16 protein-coding genes are annotated in these 20,156 nt (G+C 54.8%); 9 read left to right on the top strand and 7 right to left on the bottom strand.

Features of this window, described 5'->3' with window-relative positions:
• Position 1: 1 nt before the first annotated feature.
• The 7 genes from Q1A48_RS08230 to Q1A48_RS08200 all read right to left on the bottom strand — a co-directional run bounded on the left by Q1A48_RS08230 (position 2) and on the right by Q1A48_RS08200 (position 7,723).
• Positions 2-1,798, bottom strand: a complete 1,797-nt coding sequence (locus Q1A48_RS08230; protein WP_299943311.1) for a GMC family oxidoreductase — start codon at positions 1,796-1,798, stop codon at positions 2-4.
• A gap of 97 nt (positions 1,799-1,895) precedes the next feature.
• Positions 1,896-2,018, bottom strand: a complete 123-nt coding sequence (locus Q1A48_RS08225; protein ID WP_299943308.1) for a hypothetical protein — start codon at positions 2,016-2,018, stop codon at positions 1,896-1,898.
• Between the two features lie 162 nt (positions 2,019-2,180).
• Positions 2,181-2,891: a DUF1080 domain-containing protein gene (locus Q1A48_RS08220; protein WP_299943305.1), complete on the bottom strand. Its 711-nt coding sequence runs from the start codon at positions 2,889-2,891 to the stop codon at positions 2,181-2,183.
• Between the two features lie 69 nt (positions 2,892-2,960).
• Positions 2,961-3,971: a LacI family DNA-binding transcriptional regulator gene (locus tag Q1A48_RS08215; protein WP_299943303.1), complete on the bottom strand. Its 1,011-nt coding sequence runs from the start codon at positions 3,969-3,971 to the stop codon at positions 2,961-2,963.
• Between the two features lie 46 nt (positions 3,972-4,017).
• Positions 4,018-5,361, bottom strand: coding sequence for an MFS transporter (locus Q1A48_RS08210; protein WP_299943301.1), 1,344 nt, complete (start codon positions 5,359-5,361; stop codon positions 4,018-4,020).
• A gap of 69 nt (positions 5,362-5,430) precedes the next feature.
• Positions 5,431-6,492 (bottom strand): sugar phosphate isomerase/epimerase, encoded by a 1,062-nt coding sequence (locus Q1A48_RS08205; RefSeq protein WP_299943298.1) that lies wholly within the window; start codon positions 6,490-6,492, stop codon positions 5,431-5,433.
• 55 nt (positions 6,493-6,547) lie between these two features.
• Positions 6,548-7,723, bottom strand: coding sequence for a Gfo/Idh/MocA family oxidoreductase (locus Q1A48_RS08200; RefSeq protein WP_299943295.1), 1,176 nt, complete (start codon positions 7,721-7,723; stop codon positions 6,548-6,550).
• A 1,247-nt stretch (positions 7,724-8,970) separates the two neighbouring features.
• Between Q1A48_RS08200 and Q1A48_RS08195 the strand changes: the two genes are divergently transcribed.
• The 9 genes from Q1A48_RS08195 to Q1A48_RS08155 all read left to right on the top strand — a co-directional run bounded on the left by Q1A48_RS08195 (position 8,971) and on the right by Q1A48_RS08155 (position 20,058).
• Positions 8,971-10,827 (top strand): multicopper oxidase domain-containing protein, encoded by a 1,857-nt coding sequence (locus Q1A48_RS08195; RefSeq protein ID WP_299943293.1) that lies wholly within the window; start codon positions 8,971-8,973, stop codon positions 10,825-10,827.
• A 591-nt stretch (positions 10,828-11,418) separates the two neighbouring features.
• Complete coding sequence (locus Q1A48_RS08190; protein WP_299943290.1) at positions 11,419-12,117, top strand: hypothetical protein; 699 nt, start codon at positions 11,419-11,421, stop codon at positions 12,115-12,117.
• A 205-nt stretch (positions 12,118-12,322) separates the two neighbouring features.
• Positions 12,323-12,823, top strand: a complete 501-nt coding sequence (locus Q1A48_RS08185; RefSeq protein WP_299943287.1) for a hypothetical protein — start codon at positions 12,323-12,325, stop codon at positions 12,821-12,823.
• Between the two features lie 10 nt (positions 12,824-12,833).
• On the top strand, positions 12,834-13,172 hold the full coding sequence (locus tag Q1A48_RS08180) for a hypothetical protein (RefSeq protein ID WP_299943285.1): 339 nt from the start codon (positions 12,834-12,836) through the stop codon (positions 13,170-13,172).
• A 540-nt stretch (positions 13,173-13,712) separates the two neighbouring features.
• Positions 13,713-16,076, top strand: coding sequence for a TonB-dependent receptor (locus Q1A48_RS08175; RefSeq protein ID WP_299943283.1), 2,364 nt, complete (start codon positions 13,713-13,715; stop codon positions 16,074-16,076).
• A 292-nt stretch (positions 16,077-16,368) separates the two neighbouring features.
• Positions 16,369-17,499, top strand: a complete 1,131-nt coding sequence (locus tag Q1A48_RS08170) for an alkaline phosphatase family protein (protein ID WP_299943280.1) — start codon at positions 16,369-16,371, stop codon at positions 17,497-17,499.
• A gap of 251 nt (positions 17,500-17,750) precedes the next feature.
• Positions 17,751-18,743, top strand: coding sequence for a recombination-associated protein RdgC (gene rdgC, locus Q1A48_RS08165; RefSeq protein WP_299943277.1), 993 nt, complete (start codon positions 17,751-17,753; stop codon positions 18,741-18,743).
• 273 nt (positions 18,744-19,016) lie between these two features.
• A complete protein-coding gene (locus Q1A48_RS08160; protein WP_299943274.1) occupies positions 19,017-19,409 on the top strand; it encodes a hypothetical protein in 393 nt (130 codons plus the stop codon).
• A gap of 112 nt (positions 19,410-19,521) precedes the next feature.
• Positions 19,522-20,058 (top strand): DUF2058 domain-containing protein, encoded by a 537-nt coding sequence (locus Q1A48_RS08155; RefSeq protein ID WP_299943271.1) that lies wholly within the window; start codon positions 19,522-19,524, stop codon positions 20,056-20,058.
• The last annotated feature ends 98 nt before the right edge of the window (positions 20,059-20,156 follow it).

Here is a 20,156-nt window from a genome sequence, read left to right as displayed (position 1 = left end):
ATCAGATGTTCCTCTTCTTGAACTGGTCCACGATGTGGTCACAGGTACGCCAGGCCAGCGCCATAATGGTCAGGGTTGGGTTTTTATCGGCATTGGAAACAAAGGGGGCGCCGTCGGTGAGAAAGAGGTTGGGCACCTCCCAGGACTGGCAGTAAGGATTGAGTACAGAGTCCCTCGCATTGGAACCCATGCGCGCGGTGCCCACTTCGTGGATGATCGCACCCCCATTGATAATTGCCTTGGCACCATCTGTTTGCACGGTGGAGGTGATTTTGCCGCCCATGCCTTCAATAATTTCGGCAAAGGTTTTGTGCATGTGGGCCGCCTGGTTCAACTCCTGCGCACTCCACTGCCAGTGGAATTTCAGCACCGGGATGCCCCACTGGTCCACTTGGTCTGTATCAATTTCGCAATAGCTGTCATCGTTGGGGATCATCTCCCCACGACCATCGAACCAGACAAAGGAGCCGTAGTAGCGTCGGCAGGCTTGCTTGAAATCCCTGCCAAAAGCGCCGGCAGTAAAGTCTCCCATGCCGCCGAAGGCGCCGGCACCCGGCATATTGCGGCCACCGCCAAATTCAATGTGGTAACCTCGGGCAAAATCCAGGTCTCCACGCAACTGTTCCCTGTACAGCCACCAAGGCATATACATATGCATTGCGGAGGCACCGTCCTCGTTATGGGCGGGCAGGTTTTCCAATGCGGGAATCTGTCCACCCACACCGGCACCCACGGTATCCATCAGGTATTTGCCCACGACACCACTACCATTGGCGAGGCCGTCGGGGAACAGTGTACTTTTTGAATTGAGAAGAATACGTGAGGTCTCGGCGGCACTGGCCGCAACCACCACGGCGCGGGCACTGACGAACTTTTCCCGGCGGGTGTTTTTATCGATATAGACAACCCCGCTGGCATTGCCTTGCTTATCGACGGCGACCTCACGCACCATGGCATCGGTAATCATATCCAGATTTCCAGTGGCCAGTGCCGGCGGCAGCAGCACAGTGGTCGACTGGAAATTTGCCTTGATCGAACAGCCGCGTCCGCAGGGCGTGGCCCAAAAACAGGCTGCGCGGGACTGCATGGATGCACGGGTTACCTCTTGTGCGAGCTTGTTGTCGGGGAAGAGTTTGTGCGGGATAGTTTCGTGGTCAAGGCGCTCGCTTAGGATCGCGAGATGTGCCGGAATCACGGGGATGCCCAGCTTGTCACAGGCCTTTTTGGCCAGCAGCTCGTAGGCGCGGGGTTTCGGTGGGGGTAGTAAAATGCCTTTGGGAGAATTCGGGGTGTTCTCCAGTCCCTCATTGGAACCGTAGACACCGATTAACATCTCGGTCTTGTCATAGTAAGGTGCCAGGTCTTCATAATCGATGGGCCAGTCAAAACCGAGTCCATCGCGGGAATAGGGTTTGAAATCGTACTTGCCCATACGCAGTGAAATGCGTCCCCAGTGGTTGGTACGCCCCCCCAGCATGCGGGCGCGCCACCAGTCAAAGCGCCTGCCCCGCTCACGGGATGCCTGGGTGTAGGGCTCACCGGGTACTGTCCAACCGCCGTCCACGGTCGCATCGTAAAACCCGAAAGGCTTATCCGGTGTGCCGCCGCCACGCAGCGGCGCATCCTTGGGCAGATTGAACATGGGAGTTTCCTGAACCGGGTCATAGGATCGCCCCGCTTCCAGCATCAGCACCTTGAGCCCGGCGGTTGCCAGCACATAGGCAGCCATGCCGCCCCCCGCCCCGGAACCCACAATCAGGGCGTCGTACTGTTTCTTTTCAAAATCCTCACTCGGCATAGCACCCTCCTAATTCATCAATTATTTTTTATTTGCTTGTAATTTTTTCGGTTTGCATTTCAAAAAATTGTAACCGGTTACATTATTGAAAAAATTTTTACTCGCCTTCTTCCAGTAAACCACCCTTGATTAATCCCTTTGGGATAACAGAAAGCGGTGCAAAAGTTGCGATGTCTGCAGCCATACCATGCATTGAATATAATTTATTATCATTTTTCATACTGTAACCGGTTACATTAAAAATAAATAATTTTTGATTAAAGCACACTGCCCCATAGAGATCCTGCCTTGGACAGCGAACTCCCCCGGGGGCAGCGAGTCAAACCGGCACACAACGGGAAGATCCGCATTTGCCGGATATCCACTGCGAGAGTCCCATGGATCAAAGCCTGCGGATTTTGATCTTCCGATACCAGACTTTATCGCCATGGTCCTGCAGGGCGATATGGCCCCTTGTGCTGCGCGCAAACCCGGGATAATTGGAAAACTTGCTTCTGGCGAAGCGCGTCTTCCAGTCGTCAGACCAGAGCCGATAATTCACGATCCTGGTACCATTGAGCCAGTGCTCGACCCGACCATCCTGCAATCGAATACGTGTTTTGTTGTACTGCCCGGCAGGTTTCGCTTTTGCAGCGCTCGGCGCATACAGGTCAAACACAGCGCCGGCGCTGTGGCTGGGTTTTTCCAGGTTGGGGAAAGCCCTATTGTCGAGTACCTGATACTCCATGCCACTCATCCACACCGGTGCATCCCCACTGGCAGCGCGATAAATAATACCGCTGTTACCCCCCGGGGAGATTTTCCACTCCAGGGCCAGTTCAAAGTCGGCAAACTGCTCTGCCGTTATCAGGTCCCCCGCCCCTCCGGCGGTGAGCACCAGATTGCCATCGAGCACCTGCCATGCCCCGCCGGCTTGGGTACCGTTGACCCCGGTCCAGCCTCCGAGTGTCTCGCCGTCGAACAGGTCGACCCACTCAGCATCCACTTGCTTGGCGGCGATTTCCCCTGTGCGCTCACAACCGGCGGAGGCCATCAGCAATGGAAGGGCCAGCATCAACAATCGACCGGCACGGGTTTTTATCAATATTCTCATCGTTATGCTCTCCATACTGTGCGGTAATTTCCCGCTCCACCGGCCGCAACTGGTCGGGCGATACTGGTCTCAAACATCCTGAAGGGGGCCAGTGCTTTCCCGTAGCACCAGATTAAAAGGCAAAATGGTGCGGCTGGATTTCAACGGCTTTGCGTCAATCATCAGGCGCAGGGTTTCCATGGCGTAGCGCCCCAATGCCTCCGCGGGCTGGTCGATGGTGGTCAAGGGGGGATCGGTGAACTGCGAGAACTCGATGTTATCAAATCCGGCAATAGACACATCCCCCGGCACTGTCAATCCCATCTTCTTGGCCTGGTGAATGGCACCAATCGCCATTTCGTCATTCATACAGAAAATCGCCGTCGGTGCATGGGCGGCCGAGAGCAGCGCCTCGGCACCCCGCTGCCCCGATGGCATGGTAAATTCCCCCTCTGTCACGCGTTCTGAGTCAAGCTGCAGCCCGCGCTTTTCCAGTGCCTGGCGAAATCCCGCCAGGCGGTCGCGCACAATCGGGCTTGCCACGGGCCCGGTAATCACTCCGATGCGGCTGTGCCCCAATTCCATCAAGTGTTGTGCAATGGCCTGTGCCGCGCCGCGGTTATCCAGCTCAACCACCGGGTAACGGTCATCCTCGGCGATGCGCTCACAGGCATTGACCATCGGCACAGATGCCGCCAGGGTGGCGTCCTTGTCTGCAAAAGGATAACTGCTGTCCAGTTGGATCAGTCCGTCTGCCTGATTGGTTAATGCCATGCCCGCGTAAAACTGTTCGTTGGCCGGTTGCCCTTTTGTATCGCCCAACAGCACCGAATAGCCCTGATCCTGAGCGGCCTTTTCAATGCCCCGGATTACCCTGGAAAAAAAGGGATTGGCAATATTGGGTACCAGCACCATCACCGCAAACGATTTACCGGAACTGAAATTCCTGGCCAGGAGATTGGGCCTGTAACCGACCTCATCCACCGCCTTCAGTACCCGCGCCCTGGTTTGCGGGGAAACCACTTTCGGGTCCTTCAAAGTCCGGGACACAGTTGCCACCGATACCCCGGAACGCCGGGCAACTTCGCGAATGTTCGACATATATACCTGTATATTTTCTGTAAAAAGTTAGCTTACCCGGGCCGGGTTAGGGTTGATCCCCCGCTGGCGAGGGTGCTGAATCGTCGGCCGCATGTTTGTCAACGCGGATTCTGCGCCTGCGATCCCAGAACCAAATAAACCCGAAAATCGGTAGCAAAAACAGGGGCACCACTGCCAGTGACTGGAAGGATTGCACCGAGGCAGTCACCAGCACCGCATCGAGCTCTGCGCCACGCAACTGTTCGAAAGCCTCAAGGCCACCGGCAGCTTCTATTTTTGTGCGGTCGAAGACCGCCCCCAACTGCGGCAATACAAACTGTATGGACAAGCCGCCGGCAAAACCCAGTAACCCAAGAAACAGCGCTCCGCCGCGCACAAAGCGTTCGGACACCGTGGCCAGCATGGTGGGCCACATATAACAGAAACCAATACCCCAGAGGGTTGCCGCTAAAAACGCACTCACCGGGGTGCGCGCCAGACTCAGGCTATACAGTCCCACTGCCGCAAGCAGGCTGCTGACCCAGAGCAGCCCCACAGGGGACAGCCATTTCGCCAACTGCCCGGCAAAATGCCGCATCACAAATACCAGCATGCTCACATATACCAGGATCAGGATGCCTTTCATGCCCACAACCCGCGAGAGTGTCAGATCCACCCATTGACCGGGCGCAAGCTCTGTCGCCGCTGTCAGCCACATGCACAACCACAATAGGATAAACATGGGCTGCTTGAATACCTCCTTGAACATCTCCTCATAGCTGACCCCGGAGGACACCCGCTCGGTGACCGGGAAATCCGTTGTCACTACAAGCCAGGCCATAACCAGCGCCGGCAACACCAGTACCGCCAGGTTCAACTGCCAGGGCCATTCCAGCGCGGAGATTGCCAGCCCCACCAGACCGCCCACCACAATGCCCGCCGGCCACCAGGCGTGCAGGACATTCAGGCGGTGGGTTTTGTTGGCGGGGTCGCTGGCGGCGATCATTGGATTGCTGGCCGCTTCCACCGCCCCCCAACCAAGCCCCGTCAACAGCAGCCCCGCCAGCACCAGGTTTTCTACACCGGCAATGGGAGGCGTCAGGGAGGCAGCAATAATCAACAGGCTGCCGAGTACATAGCCGGTTGCGGAGAGCAGCAGCATCCGCTTGATACCAACAAGATCCACCAGGGCACTGCCAAACAGCAGCGTGAGGGCAAAGCCGGTGAAAGTGAAGCCCAGGGCCTCACCCACCATGGTGGTGGAGTTGGCGAGATCAATCTGGTCGTAAATATCCGATTGCAGGTTCCCAGCAATGGATGTTCTGACGGCGAACCCCAGCCCGATCATAAAAATAGAGAGGTTGCCTACCAGAAAAAGGTTTCTGCTCAGTGGTGTTGCCGGTGGGTGCATTGATCCAATCTCCGTGCCCGTTATTTTTATAGACTGCGCAATGGCATTATTCGCGCTAATGGAAAGACTCTACCGCAGGCCGAGTATCCTGCGATTGCGCGCGCTGTCGGATTTCGCTCCGGCGAAATCGTCAAAGGCCTTGTCTGCGACAGTAATCAGGTGATCGCGGATAAAAGGCGCACCCTCGCGGGCCCCTTGCTGTTGATCCTTGATACAGCACTCCCACTCCAAAACCGCCCACCGGTCAAATCCGTACTGGGTCAGCTTGCTGAAGATCCCGCGAAAATCCACTTGGCCATCGCCGAGGGAGCGAAATCGACCGGGGCGTTCTATCCAGGGTGCGTAGCCGCCATAGACACCGGCCCTGCCACTGGGGCGGAATTCCGCATCCTTCACATGAAAAGCCTTGATGCGCTCGTGGTAGAGATCAATAAAGGCGAGGTAATCCATCTGCTGCAGCAACAGGTGGCTAGGATCGTAGAGGATGTTGGCTCTGGGGTGGTGGTCAACCGCTTGCAGAAAGCGCTCGAATGTCAGCCCATCGTGCAGGTCCTCGCCCGGATGCAGTTCATAACAGACATCGACACCGGCGCGATCAAAGGCCTCCAGTATCGGTCGCCACAACCGGGCCAGCTCGCGAAAGCCCTCTTCCACCAGCATGGCGGGGCGCTGGGGCCAGGGGTAGACAGTGTGCCAGAGCAGTGCTCCGGAAAAAGTTGCGTGGGATTTGAGTTTCAGGTTCGCACTGGCTTGCGCCGCCTTAACCAGCTGCGAGTGCGCCCACTGTGCGCGGCCCTGCAGATTTCCGCGAACCCCGGCGGGGGCAAAAATATCCAGCATCTCGCTGTAGGCCGGGTGTGCCGCTACCAACTGCCCCTGCAGATGGGTGGAAAGCTCGGTAATCTCTACACCCGCGGCATGGCAGACCCCGAGAATATCGTCGCAATAGGCTTGACTGTTGCAAGCCAACGCCAAGTCGAAAATACGTTTGTCCCAAGTGGGAATCTGTATGCCTTTATAACCCAGACCCGCCGCCCAGGCCGCCATCGACGCAAGTGAAGCCGGTGCGTCGCCTGTGGGCAGAAACTGGGCGAGAAAAATTCCCGGCCCCTGAATGCTCGGTGCCTTCATTCTTTGTTATCCTTTCTACAGCTGTACATCAATCAGAAACTGTTAGCAGTTGCGATCATCCCCGCTGACCCCAGTAGGGCCTTAGTGGCACCCAGGCAGATTGGCTGCTGCTTTGGATAGCACCACGCACAAACGCCATGCCGCGCACGCCCGCTGCAATGTCTCCCACAGCATGCACACCCTCTATGGCCCGGCCATGCCGCTTGCACCGGACCATGGCGGCAAAATCCCGGTAAAGATTGGCGAAGGCTTCGATGTAGCCCTCCGGATGTCCCTGCGGCGTTCTCAACCGTGCGCGGACCTTTTCGCCCAGGTAGGCACTATCGACGCCAGCCCGATACACAGCGTCAGCCTGTCCCCGGCGCTTTACCTGCAACCGGTTCGGGTTCTCCTGCTCCCAGAAAAGGGAGCCCAGTTCGCAGTGGACACTGATATTCAGGTTGTTGCCCTCGCCCCCACACACTTGGCTTGCCATTAGGGTGCCGCGGGCACCACTCTCCAATTTGAACAACGCTGTGCCATCATCATCCAGAAGCCGGCCGGCAACTGCCGTTTGCAGATCTGCACAGATCGCGGTTACCCACTGACCGGTAATGTATTCAACCAGGTGGTGCGCATGGGTGCCGATATCGGCAAAACAACCGCTCTCCCCGGCGCGTTGAGGGTCGGTGCGCCAGTGCGCCTGTTTGCTGTTGTGGGTGTCATCCGGCTGTGCCAGCCAGCCCTGAGCGTAGGCAACACTCACACGGCGGACAGGGCCCAGTACCTTTGACTGCACCATATCCCGCGCTTGCATCACCATGGGATAGGCGGCGTAGGTATGGGTCAGCCCGTACAGTCGCCCGGATGCCTCGACCACCTTTTTGAGTTCGAGCACTTCCTCCAGTGTGCGGGCAGCCGGCTTATCCGAAAGCACATGAAAGCCCGCTTCCAGGGCGGCAACTGACACCGGCAGGTGCCAGTGATTGGGCGTTACCACAGCGACAAACTCCATGCGCTCGTCGCAACTGCGCGCAGACTCTGTGCGCATCATTTGCTGGTAATCCGAGTAGACCCGATCTGCCGGCAGCCCGAGTTGTTCTCCACTGGTCCGGCTCCGCTCGGGGTTGTTGCTGAAGCAGCCGGCTACCAGTGCAACCTCACCATCAAGCGCAGCGGCCATACGGTGAATCGGGCCGATAAAGCCCCCTTCTCCACCGCCAACCATCCCCATTCTCACCTTTCTGTCCATACATCTGCCCGTAGCGAAACACCGCTTCTGTGTGGCTCGCACCTTTGTATACACTGTTGTTGTTTTTGCGGGCTTACCGCTGATATTGAAATGTAACCGGTTACATTTCTGGTGAACAATACGTCAATTCGATGAAGATGCAATACCTATAAACCCTATTGGCGCATATATCTTCTTTTTGTGTGAAGGACGTTTGGTCTGTACCGCCTTCGTCGTGGTCACGCTGCCCCACTCATTTGCCGTCTGGCGTGTGTTAAGGAACCTGAATTCCCCCCTGCCCTGGCGCAAGCATTGTGGGAGTGTGTCAAACCAGAGCTGTCACTCACCGCAGCGATCAAAACCCTTCGTACTTGTCGAAACTCCCTATGAAACCCTGTGTTGAAGCCTTCTGTCCGGAGACACCTGGTGCCATTGGGCAGCGTTGAATGCTTGCGATAGCACCCTGGCAAAACCCAACAATGTTTTTCTTAAATGGAAGTCTTTGCTGGCTTGGGTGAACAGGTTTTGTCAGCAGTGTATCCCGGAACTTTCTCGTAAGGCAGGAGGGAAGCATACCCCTGTGCCAGGATCTTATGCGGCATGGATGCCGATGACGAACGTACAGGGATGTATTCACAGCACGTCCCGGGAGAGGGGTATTCTTTCCTTCCGGCCCGATAGTAACAGTGGTATGCCAACTGCCATAGTTCAAAGCCACATCATAGAGAGAGGGGCCTGGCGAAGTGGCACGATGCAATAAAATACTCAACCTGCATTCGGGTTGCTTCTGTCTGGATAACACGGCTTTTCATACAGAATATTCTGTAGACCAGAAAGAAAAGCGCCACCACTGAAGCCTGTTATTTTTTACGGATTGTCCTCCAGTTTACCGGTTTGAAAGTCTCGCACAATGCGCCAAAAACACAGCAGGTCAATTATTGGCGACTACAATGCGAACAGGTTGAACCCTTTAATGCCAATAAAATTATGACCCGACACAACCCCCCAATGGATAAAAACAACCTTAGCTAGGAATAGCGAATATGTTTACAGCCCTCTTTGCGCCAGCCACACAGAGGCGGTGGCTTAAGGAATTACCCGTCAAAAATAATTCAAGATCGAGGGCACTTCGGGTAAAACACTTCACCAATGTACATGCAGGCTATCTTGAAAAGCACACAGGCCACACGGGCTTTGAGGCAATATTGCGCCGGGTATTTTTCTGCTGCGTCCTTCATGCCTCACTCTCAGTGACCCCCGCAGTCGGCGTGGAAACGCCACCCGCCAATAAATCAAACCCGGTGACTTTACTCGATCCAATGGGTATCAAGAAGTTCGTCAACGAGCTTCCGCGGCCCATCGAACTCCTGCCCGAAGGTGCTGCTGCGGTCGATCTGCCGGTCCGGTCCGGGCCTGTTTGGATGGGTCTGCGCGATGAAAACGACGAGCGCCTGATGACGACTGTATGGGGCTTTGAGTACGCAGGGCAGGTCCACTCCCCGGGCCCCACATTTCGAGCGCGCTCGGACCGGCCATTTTCGGTGCAGTGGCTCAATGAACTTTCGGGCCCCCATCTTTTTCCCGTCGACCGCTCCATCCATCTCGCCAGTACCAAGGACCCGGATGCGGTGCCCATCGTGATCCACCTGCATGGGGGCCACAGCGAGTGGGAGAGTGACGGCAATCCGCTCGCTTGGTACACCCAGGGCTATAAAGAAACTGGCCCCCTGTTCAAGAAAAAAACTTATCACTATGATAATTCCCAGGATGCCGCCACGATTTGGTACCACGACCATACGCTGGGTATGACCCGCCTTAGTAACTATGCCGGACTCTTCGGCTTTTATCTGATCGGCGACGAAAACGAAGACCGGCTGATTCGCGAGAAATTGCTGCCCAGCGCGCATCGCACCATCCCAGTCGCGATCACAGACCGATTATTTACCGCAGAGGGGCAACTCTATTTCCCCGGTTGGCGGGGCCAGCCTTCGTCACCGGTTCTGAACCGGGCTGTAGAGGCCAACTGGCCCAACCCCTCGCACCTGGATGAGTTTTTCGGCAATGTGATGGTTGTCAACGGTATGGCCTGGCCCAAGGTCAGCGTCTCCCCGCACGTTTATCGGCTGCGCCTGTTAAACGCCGCCGACACGCGCACACTTGTGCTCAAAATCGACGGCGATGTCCCGTTTGTGCAGATCGGCGGCGACGGCGGATTTCTCGACCGCCCTGTCCGGCTGTCCGAGTTGGTGCTGGCCCCCGCGGAGCGTGCAGACGTGCTTTTGGACTTCAGCCAGTATTCGGGTCGCAAGCTTATATTGCGCAACTTCGGGCCCGACATCCCATTCAAGGGATTTGTCGAGGCGCAGGACCCCAAAAATTCCCTCGCACTGGTGTATAACCGGGGCGGTCACCGTGTTTTGAGTGATGGTCGCGGCGGTATCACTCCGCCAACAAATCCACAAACGAGCGGCCAGATACTGCAATTTGAAGTACTCCCGGCCACAGGATCTGTCAATGCCGGGGGTAAGCCACCGGCAACCATCGGGGACCTGAAGCTCACGGCCGACACGCCCCTGCGCCGCCCCCTCGACAGATTGAGTGAAGCCCAGGCAAGCCGTACGCGGCAGCTGGCCACTTTCCGCCTGGATGATCCCTACGGTCGTAGCCTCCTGCTGCTCGGCACCCTGCGGGACGGTTCTCTGTTCTTTGGAGATCCCGCGACGGAGATTGTCGAGCACAACGCGGTCGAAATCTGGGAGATCTACAATCCCACCAGGTCCGCACACCCCATCCATATTCACCTGGTCGAGTTTCAGGTGCTCGATCGCCAACCCTTCAAGGGCAAGCTGATTCCGAAATCCCAGGCATTCCTGCACACCGACAAGACTTTCCAGGGTGCCCGACTGAAAATCGAAGCCCTTACGGGGGAGCGGCTTCCGCCGCGCGCCGAAGAGCGCGGCCCCAAAGACACGGTGATTGCCCTACCGGGCCAGGTCACCCGGGTCATCGCCCACTTCGATCGCGAGGGCATCTATGTCTGGCACTGCCACCTGCTCTCTCACGAGGACTACGATATGATGCGCCCCTTTGAGGTATTGGCGCCGACATCGTCGAAAACACCCTAGCCTCAGGCCTGCACACGATTGCTTTTATTAGGCTGTAAATTCTAAAAACGCCTCAAAAGAGATGTCTCATTCAGCCCCGGGAATCATGGGGATTGCCTTTGAATTGGATAGCGATAGTTTACTCCAATAATAATAAAGAGCTCTATGATGCCCGCCAGGGATCATTGCGATTAAAACCTTTATGTTTTGAGTATGTTCATTTGGAAAAACCTCTGCTGCTGTCGAAGCACCCGTGCAGCGACAGGCAGAGGCGCAAGTCTGCATGAAAACAACTTGTAAGGGAGGCAACCTATGCTATTGTGGTGCTGCAATGTGTACCAGTTGGTTTCAAGCAAAAGAATTTTGCACAAGGCACTCCCCGCAGGATAAACAAGCACCAAACCTATGGGAAGACACCCAAGTCTGTGTTGGTTATCAAATCGCAGTATATGTTATTGGCGACGCCGATCACTATTTTGCTTGTCCCTGACCGACTGTTGTCATCATTGTGTAAAACACCTGACATCACCAGGATAATTTCCAGAAATTCCAACGCATGTTTCCAGAGGGGATGTTAGGGATCAACTTTTCAACATCAGGGAAGATTGCAAAATGCTAAAACACCTCAAAATCACATGGCTTGGCTGTGCCCTTGCGACAAGTTTCTGCCTCACCGCTACTGCTCAAGCAGCACTTGCCAACGGTGACGTTCTCGTGACCGATCCGGCCATCCTTGAAGCCATGGGCTTTGAGCGGAATGCAGACAACGTCTACATGGCGCCAGGCGTTGAGTGGGAGGACAATCTGGATTCTGGCGCATCGCCAGCTGTTGATCCCGATATCCAGGCCACGCTGTTTCCATCTGGGAGCACAGATTATTCACCAGTTTCACCGAAGGAATTTATCGGCCGGGTCGACACCACCGGTTCGCAGTGGCTGTACTCGGCTGGAAACGGGGTTGAGCTCAGCCGTCTCGGTACCGAGCGCTTCGCCGACGCGCAAGTTGAGGATCTGCCTAACGGCGGGGTATTGCAGTTTCTCAGGTGGTGGTGGTCTGACAATGATCCCAATTCGATGATGGCGGTTTTTCTTTTCGAAATATGTCAGCCTGCCTTCGCCGGTGGGGCCATCACCTTCACAACAGTCGCCACCGATACGAGCCTTGACAACCCCAATGGGTCCGCAGCGATCAGTACGGCAGCCCGGCCAATCGACACCCAAAGCTGTTATTACCTCGCTCGCATACGTTTTGATGCCGCAACAAATCTTTTGAGGCTTCAAAAAGTCCGGCTTCAGTTTACCCACCCCTAGCCTGCACGATGCGGTGGAGCCCACTCTATTATGGGCTCCACGCTCTGGCCCACAGAAACAAAACCTCATAACCCAAGCCATCTTTTTTTATTGCTTGCACATCTCTCCCCGCAGTTCGCGGTATTATCCCTGCTCCGAGGTATCTGCGGGTAACGGATCACCTCAAAAAAATACCGAAAATACACTTTAGTCAAAGGAAGTATCCATGTATTCTAACCATTCCAAGGTAGCGCTGGTGCTACTCCTCTTTCTGGCGCTCCTGGTCAGCAGCTGCACCCAACTGGCACCCAGATACGATGCTGAGCTCTATTCTGATCTCACCGAGGTCAATGTCGAACTCATGCAGTTTTTCTCTTCAGTGACCCATGGTACCAATAAGAACACCTATCCAGAGAGAAACGGGCACTATCATGCACTGATTGGCAGGATTGATGCACTGGCCATGCAATCGAATACCCGCCCTATTCCCAATCGGGACGCCTTAAAAAAGATCAATCACTATTTGAATGCCACAGAGACGAATATCCTCTTCGAAGAACAACCGCCCAGCGTCAACTGCCTGCAGAGGATTTCAATCAGCCTAAACAGAATGCGCGAGGAGGACGAAGACAAGGGGCTTCACACCGGTGCGGTTGCGCTGTTTAAGAATGAAGTATTGATCTCCATGGACCAGGCGCTCACCTATGAATCGTTTCTAAATCGCTGAGGATTTCCACATGTCACTTGATGTTAACCAACTCATCTCCAATATCAAAGATACAGCATCCGCCATCATCGCCCACGACATCACTGAAATTCGCGGTTTCTCAGAACGTCAATTGTCGGCCCTGGCCCTGCAGGCGCAGTTGATTACCAAAGCCATTTTGAACAGAGAAATCAACGAAGACTTAAGGGATTATTTTCTGGACTCTTTGGAAGATATGGCCCTGAATTTTGCCAAGACCCTGCGTGGCCTGCTCGCTGTGACCATCGAGAAGGTATGGAATGCGATCGTCGGTGTTCTTTGGACCGCCATAGAGGCATGCACAGGGATATCCCTCAAGGTTGCCAATTAACGACTTACAGGCTGTTGAAATTCGAAGAATTTCGACGCCTGGTACCGAAATATGGATATTTCGGCAAAATCGGCGAAGCCTAAGTCGTTGATTTTGGGAGAAAAGTGAAAATCACATTTTTCGCTTTTCGTGTTTTGAAAAAGGCAGGATGCCTTTTTCAACAACCTGTTAAGGATACCCCTGTTGCCAGGGCTGGTCAGAACCAGCCCTGGCATACCGAATTTCCTGCCGGGTTATCAGGTTTCAAAACGAGCTTGTCTCGGCCCCGGGTATTTGTGCCCATCTTTCTTTCCAATTGTGCCACCTCTTTAAAACGCCCGCTTTCCCCCGATGGCAATGGCCTGTGTCCGCAAAGGACAACCCCCGCTCTTTTTACCCACTCAGTCAAGGGGATATACCTTATTCAAAAGCCCTTCAAGAGAGTTTCATTCGGCTGTCATGCAGCGTTCATCAAGACGCTTCAATGTACCCGGGCAAACCAGACCGGGCACACATGACCCGGCTTTCGAATTGCCAAATACGACCAACAGGGGTGCCCCGATGAATTCCAGAAAAACCTACCTGGCTTCTGCCATTTCCCTAACCACGCTGATAGCCGCGAATCCATCGCTGGCTGAGCCGGCAGGCGACGGTCAGCTGGAGGAAGTCGTTGTGCTGGGTGCGGGTGCCACTTTTAACAGCAGCGCGGTATCTGAGGCCATGCGCAAACAGCAGTCCTCCATGACCAGTGTCAACGCGCTGATTGATAACCTGCCCGGTGTTTCCGTCAACGAGGGGGATACCTATGGCTTTGATGACTGGTCTACCAATATCAGTGTGCGCGGCTTTACCATCAGCCTGGATGAGCAGCAAATTGGTACCACCATTGATGGTATCCCCAATGGCGGTTCCAATTATGGGGGTGGCGCCAAGGCCAACCGCTTTATCGACCCCGCCAACCTCGCCTCCATAGAGGTTTCCCAGGGCACCTCGGATATTGCCTCCCGCTCACTGGATGCCCTGGGTGGCACCATTGATTACCGCAGCCAAGACCCAGAGGACGCACGCCGCAGCCGCATGGAGCTTTCCGCAGGCGAGTTCGACGCCCGGCGATTCTACTATCGGTTCGACACCGGTACCTTTGCCGGCAACAACACAGCGTGGATCTCCTACGCCACCCAGGAAGCCACTGACTGGATCACCGAAACCGCGCAAAACCAACGCGAGCATATTGCCGCAAAACTGGTCACAGCCCTGGAAAACGGCACTGTCAAAACCTACGTTTCCTATGATGATGTCCACGAGGACAATTACCAGCGTATTTATTCAGAGGCGCAGTTTAAGGAATACCCGGAAGACGACTTTTTGCGTGGAGAATGGGCGGGCATCCCCTATATCGATCAGCTCTACCGCCGCGGCTGGTCTACCCTGCGTAAGAATCTGCTGGCCTACTCACAATTCGAGTACGATCTCACGGAAAGTCTTAACCTGCATGCCGGGCTCTACCATCACACCAATTCGGGACGCGGCGATTGGGTTCCCCCCTATCTGGTGGATATTACCGATGATGGCAATGCAGGCCAGTCGGAATTCCTCGGCGGCGCTACCGCTTACGGTGGCCTTCAGTCAGGACAGATTTTCTATGTAGATGCCAATGGCAATGCGCTCATGCCCATAGACGGCTGCATTTCTTCAGTTGTCAATATCTACGGCCAGTCGGGACCGGAGTATGATACCGCATGCTATCTGGCAAATCCTATCCCGGCTATGTCCTACCGTCATACCCACTATAAAAAGGAACGGACCGGCCTGACATTGGACTTCACTTACAACGGACTGATCGCCGGCTACGAGCACGAGCTGCGCGGTGGTCTCTGGTACGAAGACGCTACTCGTGACGAGCACCGCGACTGGCACAAAATCACCGATGCCACCCGTGGTGCCGATTTTGATGCGACCCCTTACTGGGTGCAGTACGACCGCAGCTACCCTCAGGAAACCCACCAGTGGTATCTGCAAGACGCCCTGGTTATTGACGCACTCACACTGACACTGGGGGCCAAGCAGTTTTTTGTGGAGGTTAAGCGGGAGGATTTATTCGACGCATCACCCGATGTGGGTATCAATTCGGATTCCGATATTTTGCTCTCCGCAGGACTGCTCTGGGAAACTCCACTAGAGGACGCAGAGCTGTTTGCCGGATACGCGGAGAACTTTAAGGCAATCGGAGACAGTGTGCTCGAACGTCCGGATTCGGACCTGGACAATATCGACCCCGAAACATCCGAGACCATTGAATTCGGCCTGCGCTACACTGGGGATAGCTTCACAGCTACCGCCACCTATTTCGAGAACCAATTTGAAAACCGGATTATTTTCCTGGACAACAATACAACCACAGGCCCCAATTACCTGATCGGCACCAATGGCACTTACTTCAATGCCGGTGGTATCGAATCAACTGGCCTGGAATTGTTGCTGGACTATGACCTTGGGGAATCCTTCAATCTCTACACTTCCTATACCCTGATCAATGCCACCTACCTCGGCTCCGGGGATGCCGCAGTCGATGAAGCCCAGGGTATCACTCGCGACAATGCGGTCGTCGGCATCCCGGAGCAGTTGTTTGTGGTGGGTCTGGACTGGAATTCAGCCCTCTTGTACGGCGGTGTTTCCACCAAGTTCACCGGAGATCGCTATGTGGATACGAACAATACCTGGGTGGCGGAGTCCTATATCGCCACCGATGCCTACATCGGCATTAACTTCACAGAGATTAACCCAGCGTTGTCTGCGGTAAACCTGAACCTGGTGATTAACAATCTGTTCGATGCAGATTATCTGGGTACCGTGGTATCCGGAGGCGCCTGGATCGGCGCACCTCGCACCCTCTCCCTCTCCCTCTCAGTCGCTGTGGATTTCTGAGAAAGCACATCGGCCAAGTCACACAGCGCCCGCCGCCGACCCCGGTTGGAACAGGCCGCCGGGATAGAGGGATTTTTTACAGCTGGGTGGGTACTTCAGGGATCGCTACCAAATCAGTTATGGGTGCGCTCTTTGATCGCCCAACTCTTAACCAATAGCCTTCTGGATCGGTCCCAAAGCCAGCATAACAGAGTGTTTGTGAAATAATCCGACGGGCAACAAGCGGTCTAGCACTATACCTGGGTAAGACGAAAAATCAGAGCGGGCACAATTCCCGCAGGAAACACACTCAATGAAAAGAGTATTGATAGCACTGCTGGCGGTGATACTTTGCACCCATGCCCACACCGCCGATCATCTGGTGTTGGTGACAATCGACGGCTTGCGCTGGCAGGAGGTATTTTCCGGCTATGATCCGGAGCTTATTCAACACGACAAATACACCGAAAACAAAGCCCGACTGATCGAACAATTTGGGGGAAAGTCTGCGCGGGAAAAACGTCAAAAGCTCCTGCCGTTTATATGGGGCACGATAGAAAAACACGGGGTACTCGCCGGCAACCGCGATAAGGAGTCCCAGGCTAATGTTACCAATAACTGGTGGTTTTCCTACCCCGGCTACAACGAAATTCTCACCGGACGCGCCGATCCGAACATCAATTCCAATGAGGCCATACCCAATGCCAATATCACTTTTCTGGAATGGCTGCAAACAAAACCCCGTTTCAAAAAAAATATTGCCGCGTTTGGCAGTTGGGGCGTTTTTTCTGCCATCATAAACCGGGAACGCAGCGGTATTTTTGTCAATGCCGGGCTGGAACCCGCCATCTGGCCACAGGTATCGGTGCGCGCCCGGTTTTTAAATGACCTGCAAGGCCAACTGCCGGTTTTCTGGGAGGATGTGCGCCCCGATGACTTCACCTACGGCCTGGCGAAAGAATACCTGATTCAGAAAAAACCGAAAGTGCTCTACATCGCCCTGGGGGAGACCGATGATTTCGCCCACGATGAACAGTATCTGCAGTCCGCTCATCGCAGCGACACCATCCTGGCGGACCTGTGGAATACCCTGCAAACACTTGAGGGCTACCGGGATAACACCAACCTGCTTGTCACAGTGGACCACGGGCGCGGCAACACGGCTGAAACCTGGCCGCACCATGCCAGCGGCCCGGCGCTCACCCAGTACTTCGGCAAAAAGGACCATCCGCACCAGGAGGGGATACCCGGTTCCAACGAGATCTGGATCGCAGCACTGGGCCCGGATATCAAGCACATCGGAGAGGCTTCCGGCGGTGCAACTCTGTATCAGAGTCAGGTGGCCGCAACCGCATTGAGACTACTGGGCTTTACCCCCAGTGATTTTGACAAGTATGCCGGTCCGGCAATCGCCAGCATTCTCAATAATCAGAAAGTCCAATAAGCCACAAGGGCCTGGACGACTGCCAGGGCGAGTAGAGGGCACCTGCCTGGAAAAGGGCGCGCGGTTGACCCGGCTTTCACGCCACGCCATTGTCCCTCCCTACCCACCGACGCCCTCTGCAATCCGGTCAAATCCGGGTGACGGTACAAAAAATAACCAGGCCGGTATTCGGGAAGATTACACTGGCTGTGTCACGCCTGTTTTCGCATAATTGCGCTTGCACACGCAATTCATAACAGATGGCCGGATGTATGTGGTTTAAAAATCTTCGTATTTATCGCTTAACCAAAGAGTTCACCTTCGATGCCGAAACACTCAGCCAACTGCTGGAGCCGCACGCCTTTGTTCCCTGCGGAAGTCAGGATTCTGCCCGATACGGGTGGGTGCCCCCACTGGGCCGGTACGGCAACCAGCTCGTGCACGCCACCAATGGTTATCTCATGGTTTGCGCCAAAAAGCAGGAGAAGGTCATTCCTGCCGCAGTGGTCAATGAAAGAGTGGAGGCGCTGGCACAGGCCATCAGCGACAGGGAATCCCGCCAGGTAGGGCGCAAGGAGCGGCAAAACCTCAAGGAAGAGGTGCTGCTGGAAATGCGCCCCCAGGCCTTCGCGCGCTCCCGCCTGCACTATGCCTACCTCGCCCCCCAATCCAATTGGGTGGTGATCAATGCCTCTTCCGCCTCTGCCGCAGAGGAGTTATTGGAAAACCTGCGCGAAGCCATCGGCAGTCTCGCCGTGGTGCCTCTCGCCGCCAAAAACCTACCGCAGCAGGCCATGACCCAATGGCTCACCGCGTCACAGGCACCAGCGCAGTTTGATTTCGACCACGAGTGTGAACTGCGCGATCCCAAAGACAGCGGCAGTGTGATTCGCTGCAGGAATCAGGACCTCTGCGCACAAGAGATCCAAAACCACCTGCTGGCCGGGCTGCAGGTCTACAGACTGGGGCTGGTTTGGCGCGGCGGCATCGCATTCCTGGTGGACGACCAGCTTTCCCTGAAACGTATCAAATTCAGCAGTGAACTGCTGGAAAAAGCCGACAACACAGATGCCGATGGGGCGGCACAACGTTTCGATGCGGATTTTGCGGTAATGACTCTGGAGGTCACTGCCCTGATCAGAGATCTGCTCAAAGCTCTCGGTGGTGCCAGCACCGAGTCGGCCAGTGTCGAGGAAATTGTGACCAAATTCTCCAATGGACAAGCCGATACCATGCCACGGGCAGTAAAAGAGGTGTCCTTTTGACCCCATCAGCTAGCGGGCAATCACCCTGCCGCAGCGACTGGCTGCTACAGAATAGGCGTTCAGTATCAAGTTGTTAGGCAATATCGGGGAGCACAGTATTCAAACTCGGTTTCTGTTTTAAAAGGATACAGGGGAGCGCTTCAAGTAGCCAAAACGACAAAACCAAAAAAAGCCGCACGATTACCATTCAGTATCTGCGCTTTCCCGCTACTGGAAAAAAAAACCCATCCACCTATTGTCTATTTGGCTGGAGGCCCCGGCGGCTCGGGCATTATGGCCGTCAATTATCGCTTTGGGATGTTTATGGCATTGCGAGAGTACGCCGATGTGATCGCTCTGGATCAAAGAGTCATTGGACACTCCAACAACCAGCCCACTTGTGAATCCGAGCAGATCGTACCGCCGCTAACACAGATCTTTGATGCCCATAACATCGATTATCACCACAACGCCTTGGAAGAGTGCTTATCGTTTGGGCGCAGCAAAGAGATCTTGCTGGTTATAAGATTATGGAGAACGCCCGTGGCAAAACCACTTCACATTGAATGGGCAGTCTATTCCATCTTGCCGGCGAGTGGCAAATTTGCTACTCATGAGATGCTTTTCCGCCAAACACAGCTCCCCCGGAACAAAATTCAGTGCGGCAGCCCGGTCAAGTTCAGGTAAAATACCTGCGGTAGCTCTCTGATAACAAACCTGGCTGAAAATTGACCAATCAGTTCTCCCGCCAGGTTTGGCGGGACAAGTTGTTTAAACATATTATTGCGGGAAACACACCATGGCTTCACTTCAAGACCAACTGCTCCAAGCCGGGCTTGTCGACAAAAAGAAAGCCAAGCAAATCAGTAAGGAAAAGCGTAAGAAACAAAAAGTTGCCAAAAAGTCCAGAGAAGCACAAATCGATGAAACCAAAGTGGTTGTGCAGCAGGCCCGCACCGATAAAATGGCACGGGATCGCGCTTTAAATGCCCAACGTGACGCCGCTGCCCGACAGAAAGCCATCGCCGCACAGATTAAGCAATTGGTGGACAATAACCGCCAAACACAGGGCAATGGCGAAACTGCCTACAACTTCACCTTCGACAAGAAGGTTAAAACAATTTACGTAACAGAAGCACTGCGCGACCACTTGATAGCTGGCAGACTGGTAATTGTTGCGATGGACGAACGTTTTGACCTTGTCCCCAGGGGGATTGCAGACAAGATTGCCGAGCGCAATAGTGATATCGTGGTGAAACCGGCTGAGACCACCACTCCAGACAACGAAGACGACCCTTACGCTGACTTCAAGATCCCCGATGATCTGATGTGGTGAGGTAGTCCAACCAGAAATTAGCTGTAGTAGTTCAGACTTGATCTGACAGTTACCGGTTTTTCTGACGGTGGTCTGTCAGGTCAGGTTCAGTTCACGAA

This window comes from uncultured Microbulbifer sp. (genome assembly GCF_947489355.1).
In the GTDB taxonomy this organism is placed as follows: Bacteria; Pseudomonadota; Gammaproteobacteria; order Pseudomonadales; family Cellvibrionaceae; genus Microbulbifer.
This window is presented reverse-complemented; position numbering and strand designations above follow the sequence as displayed.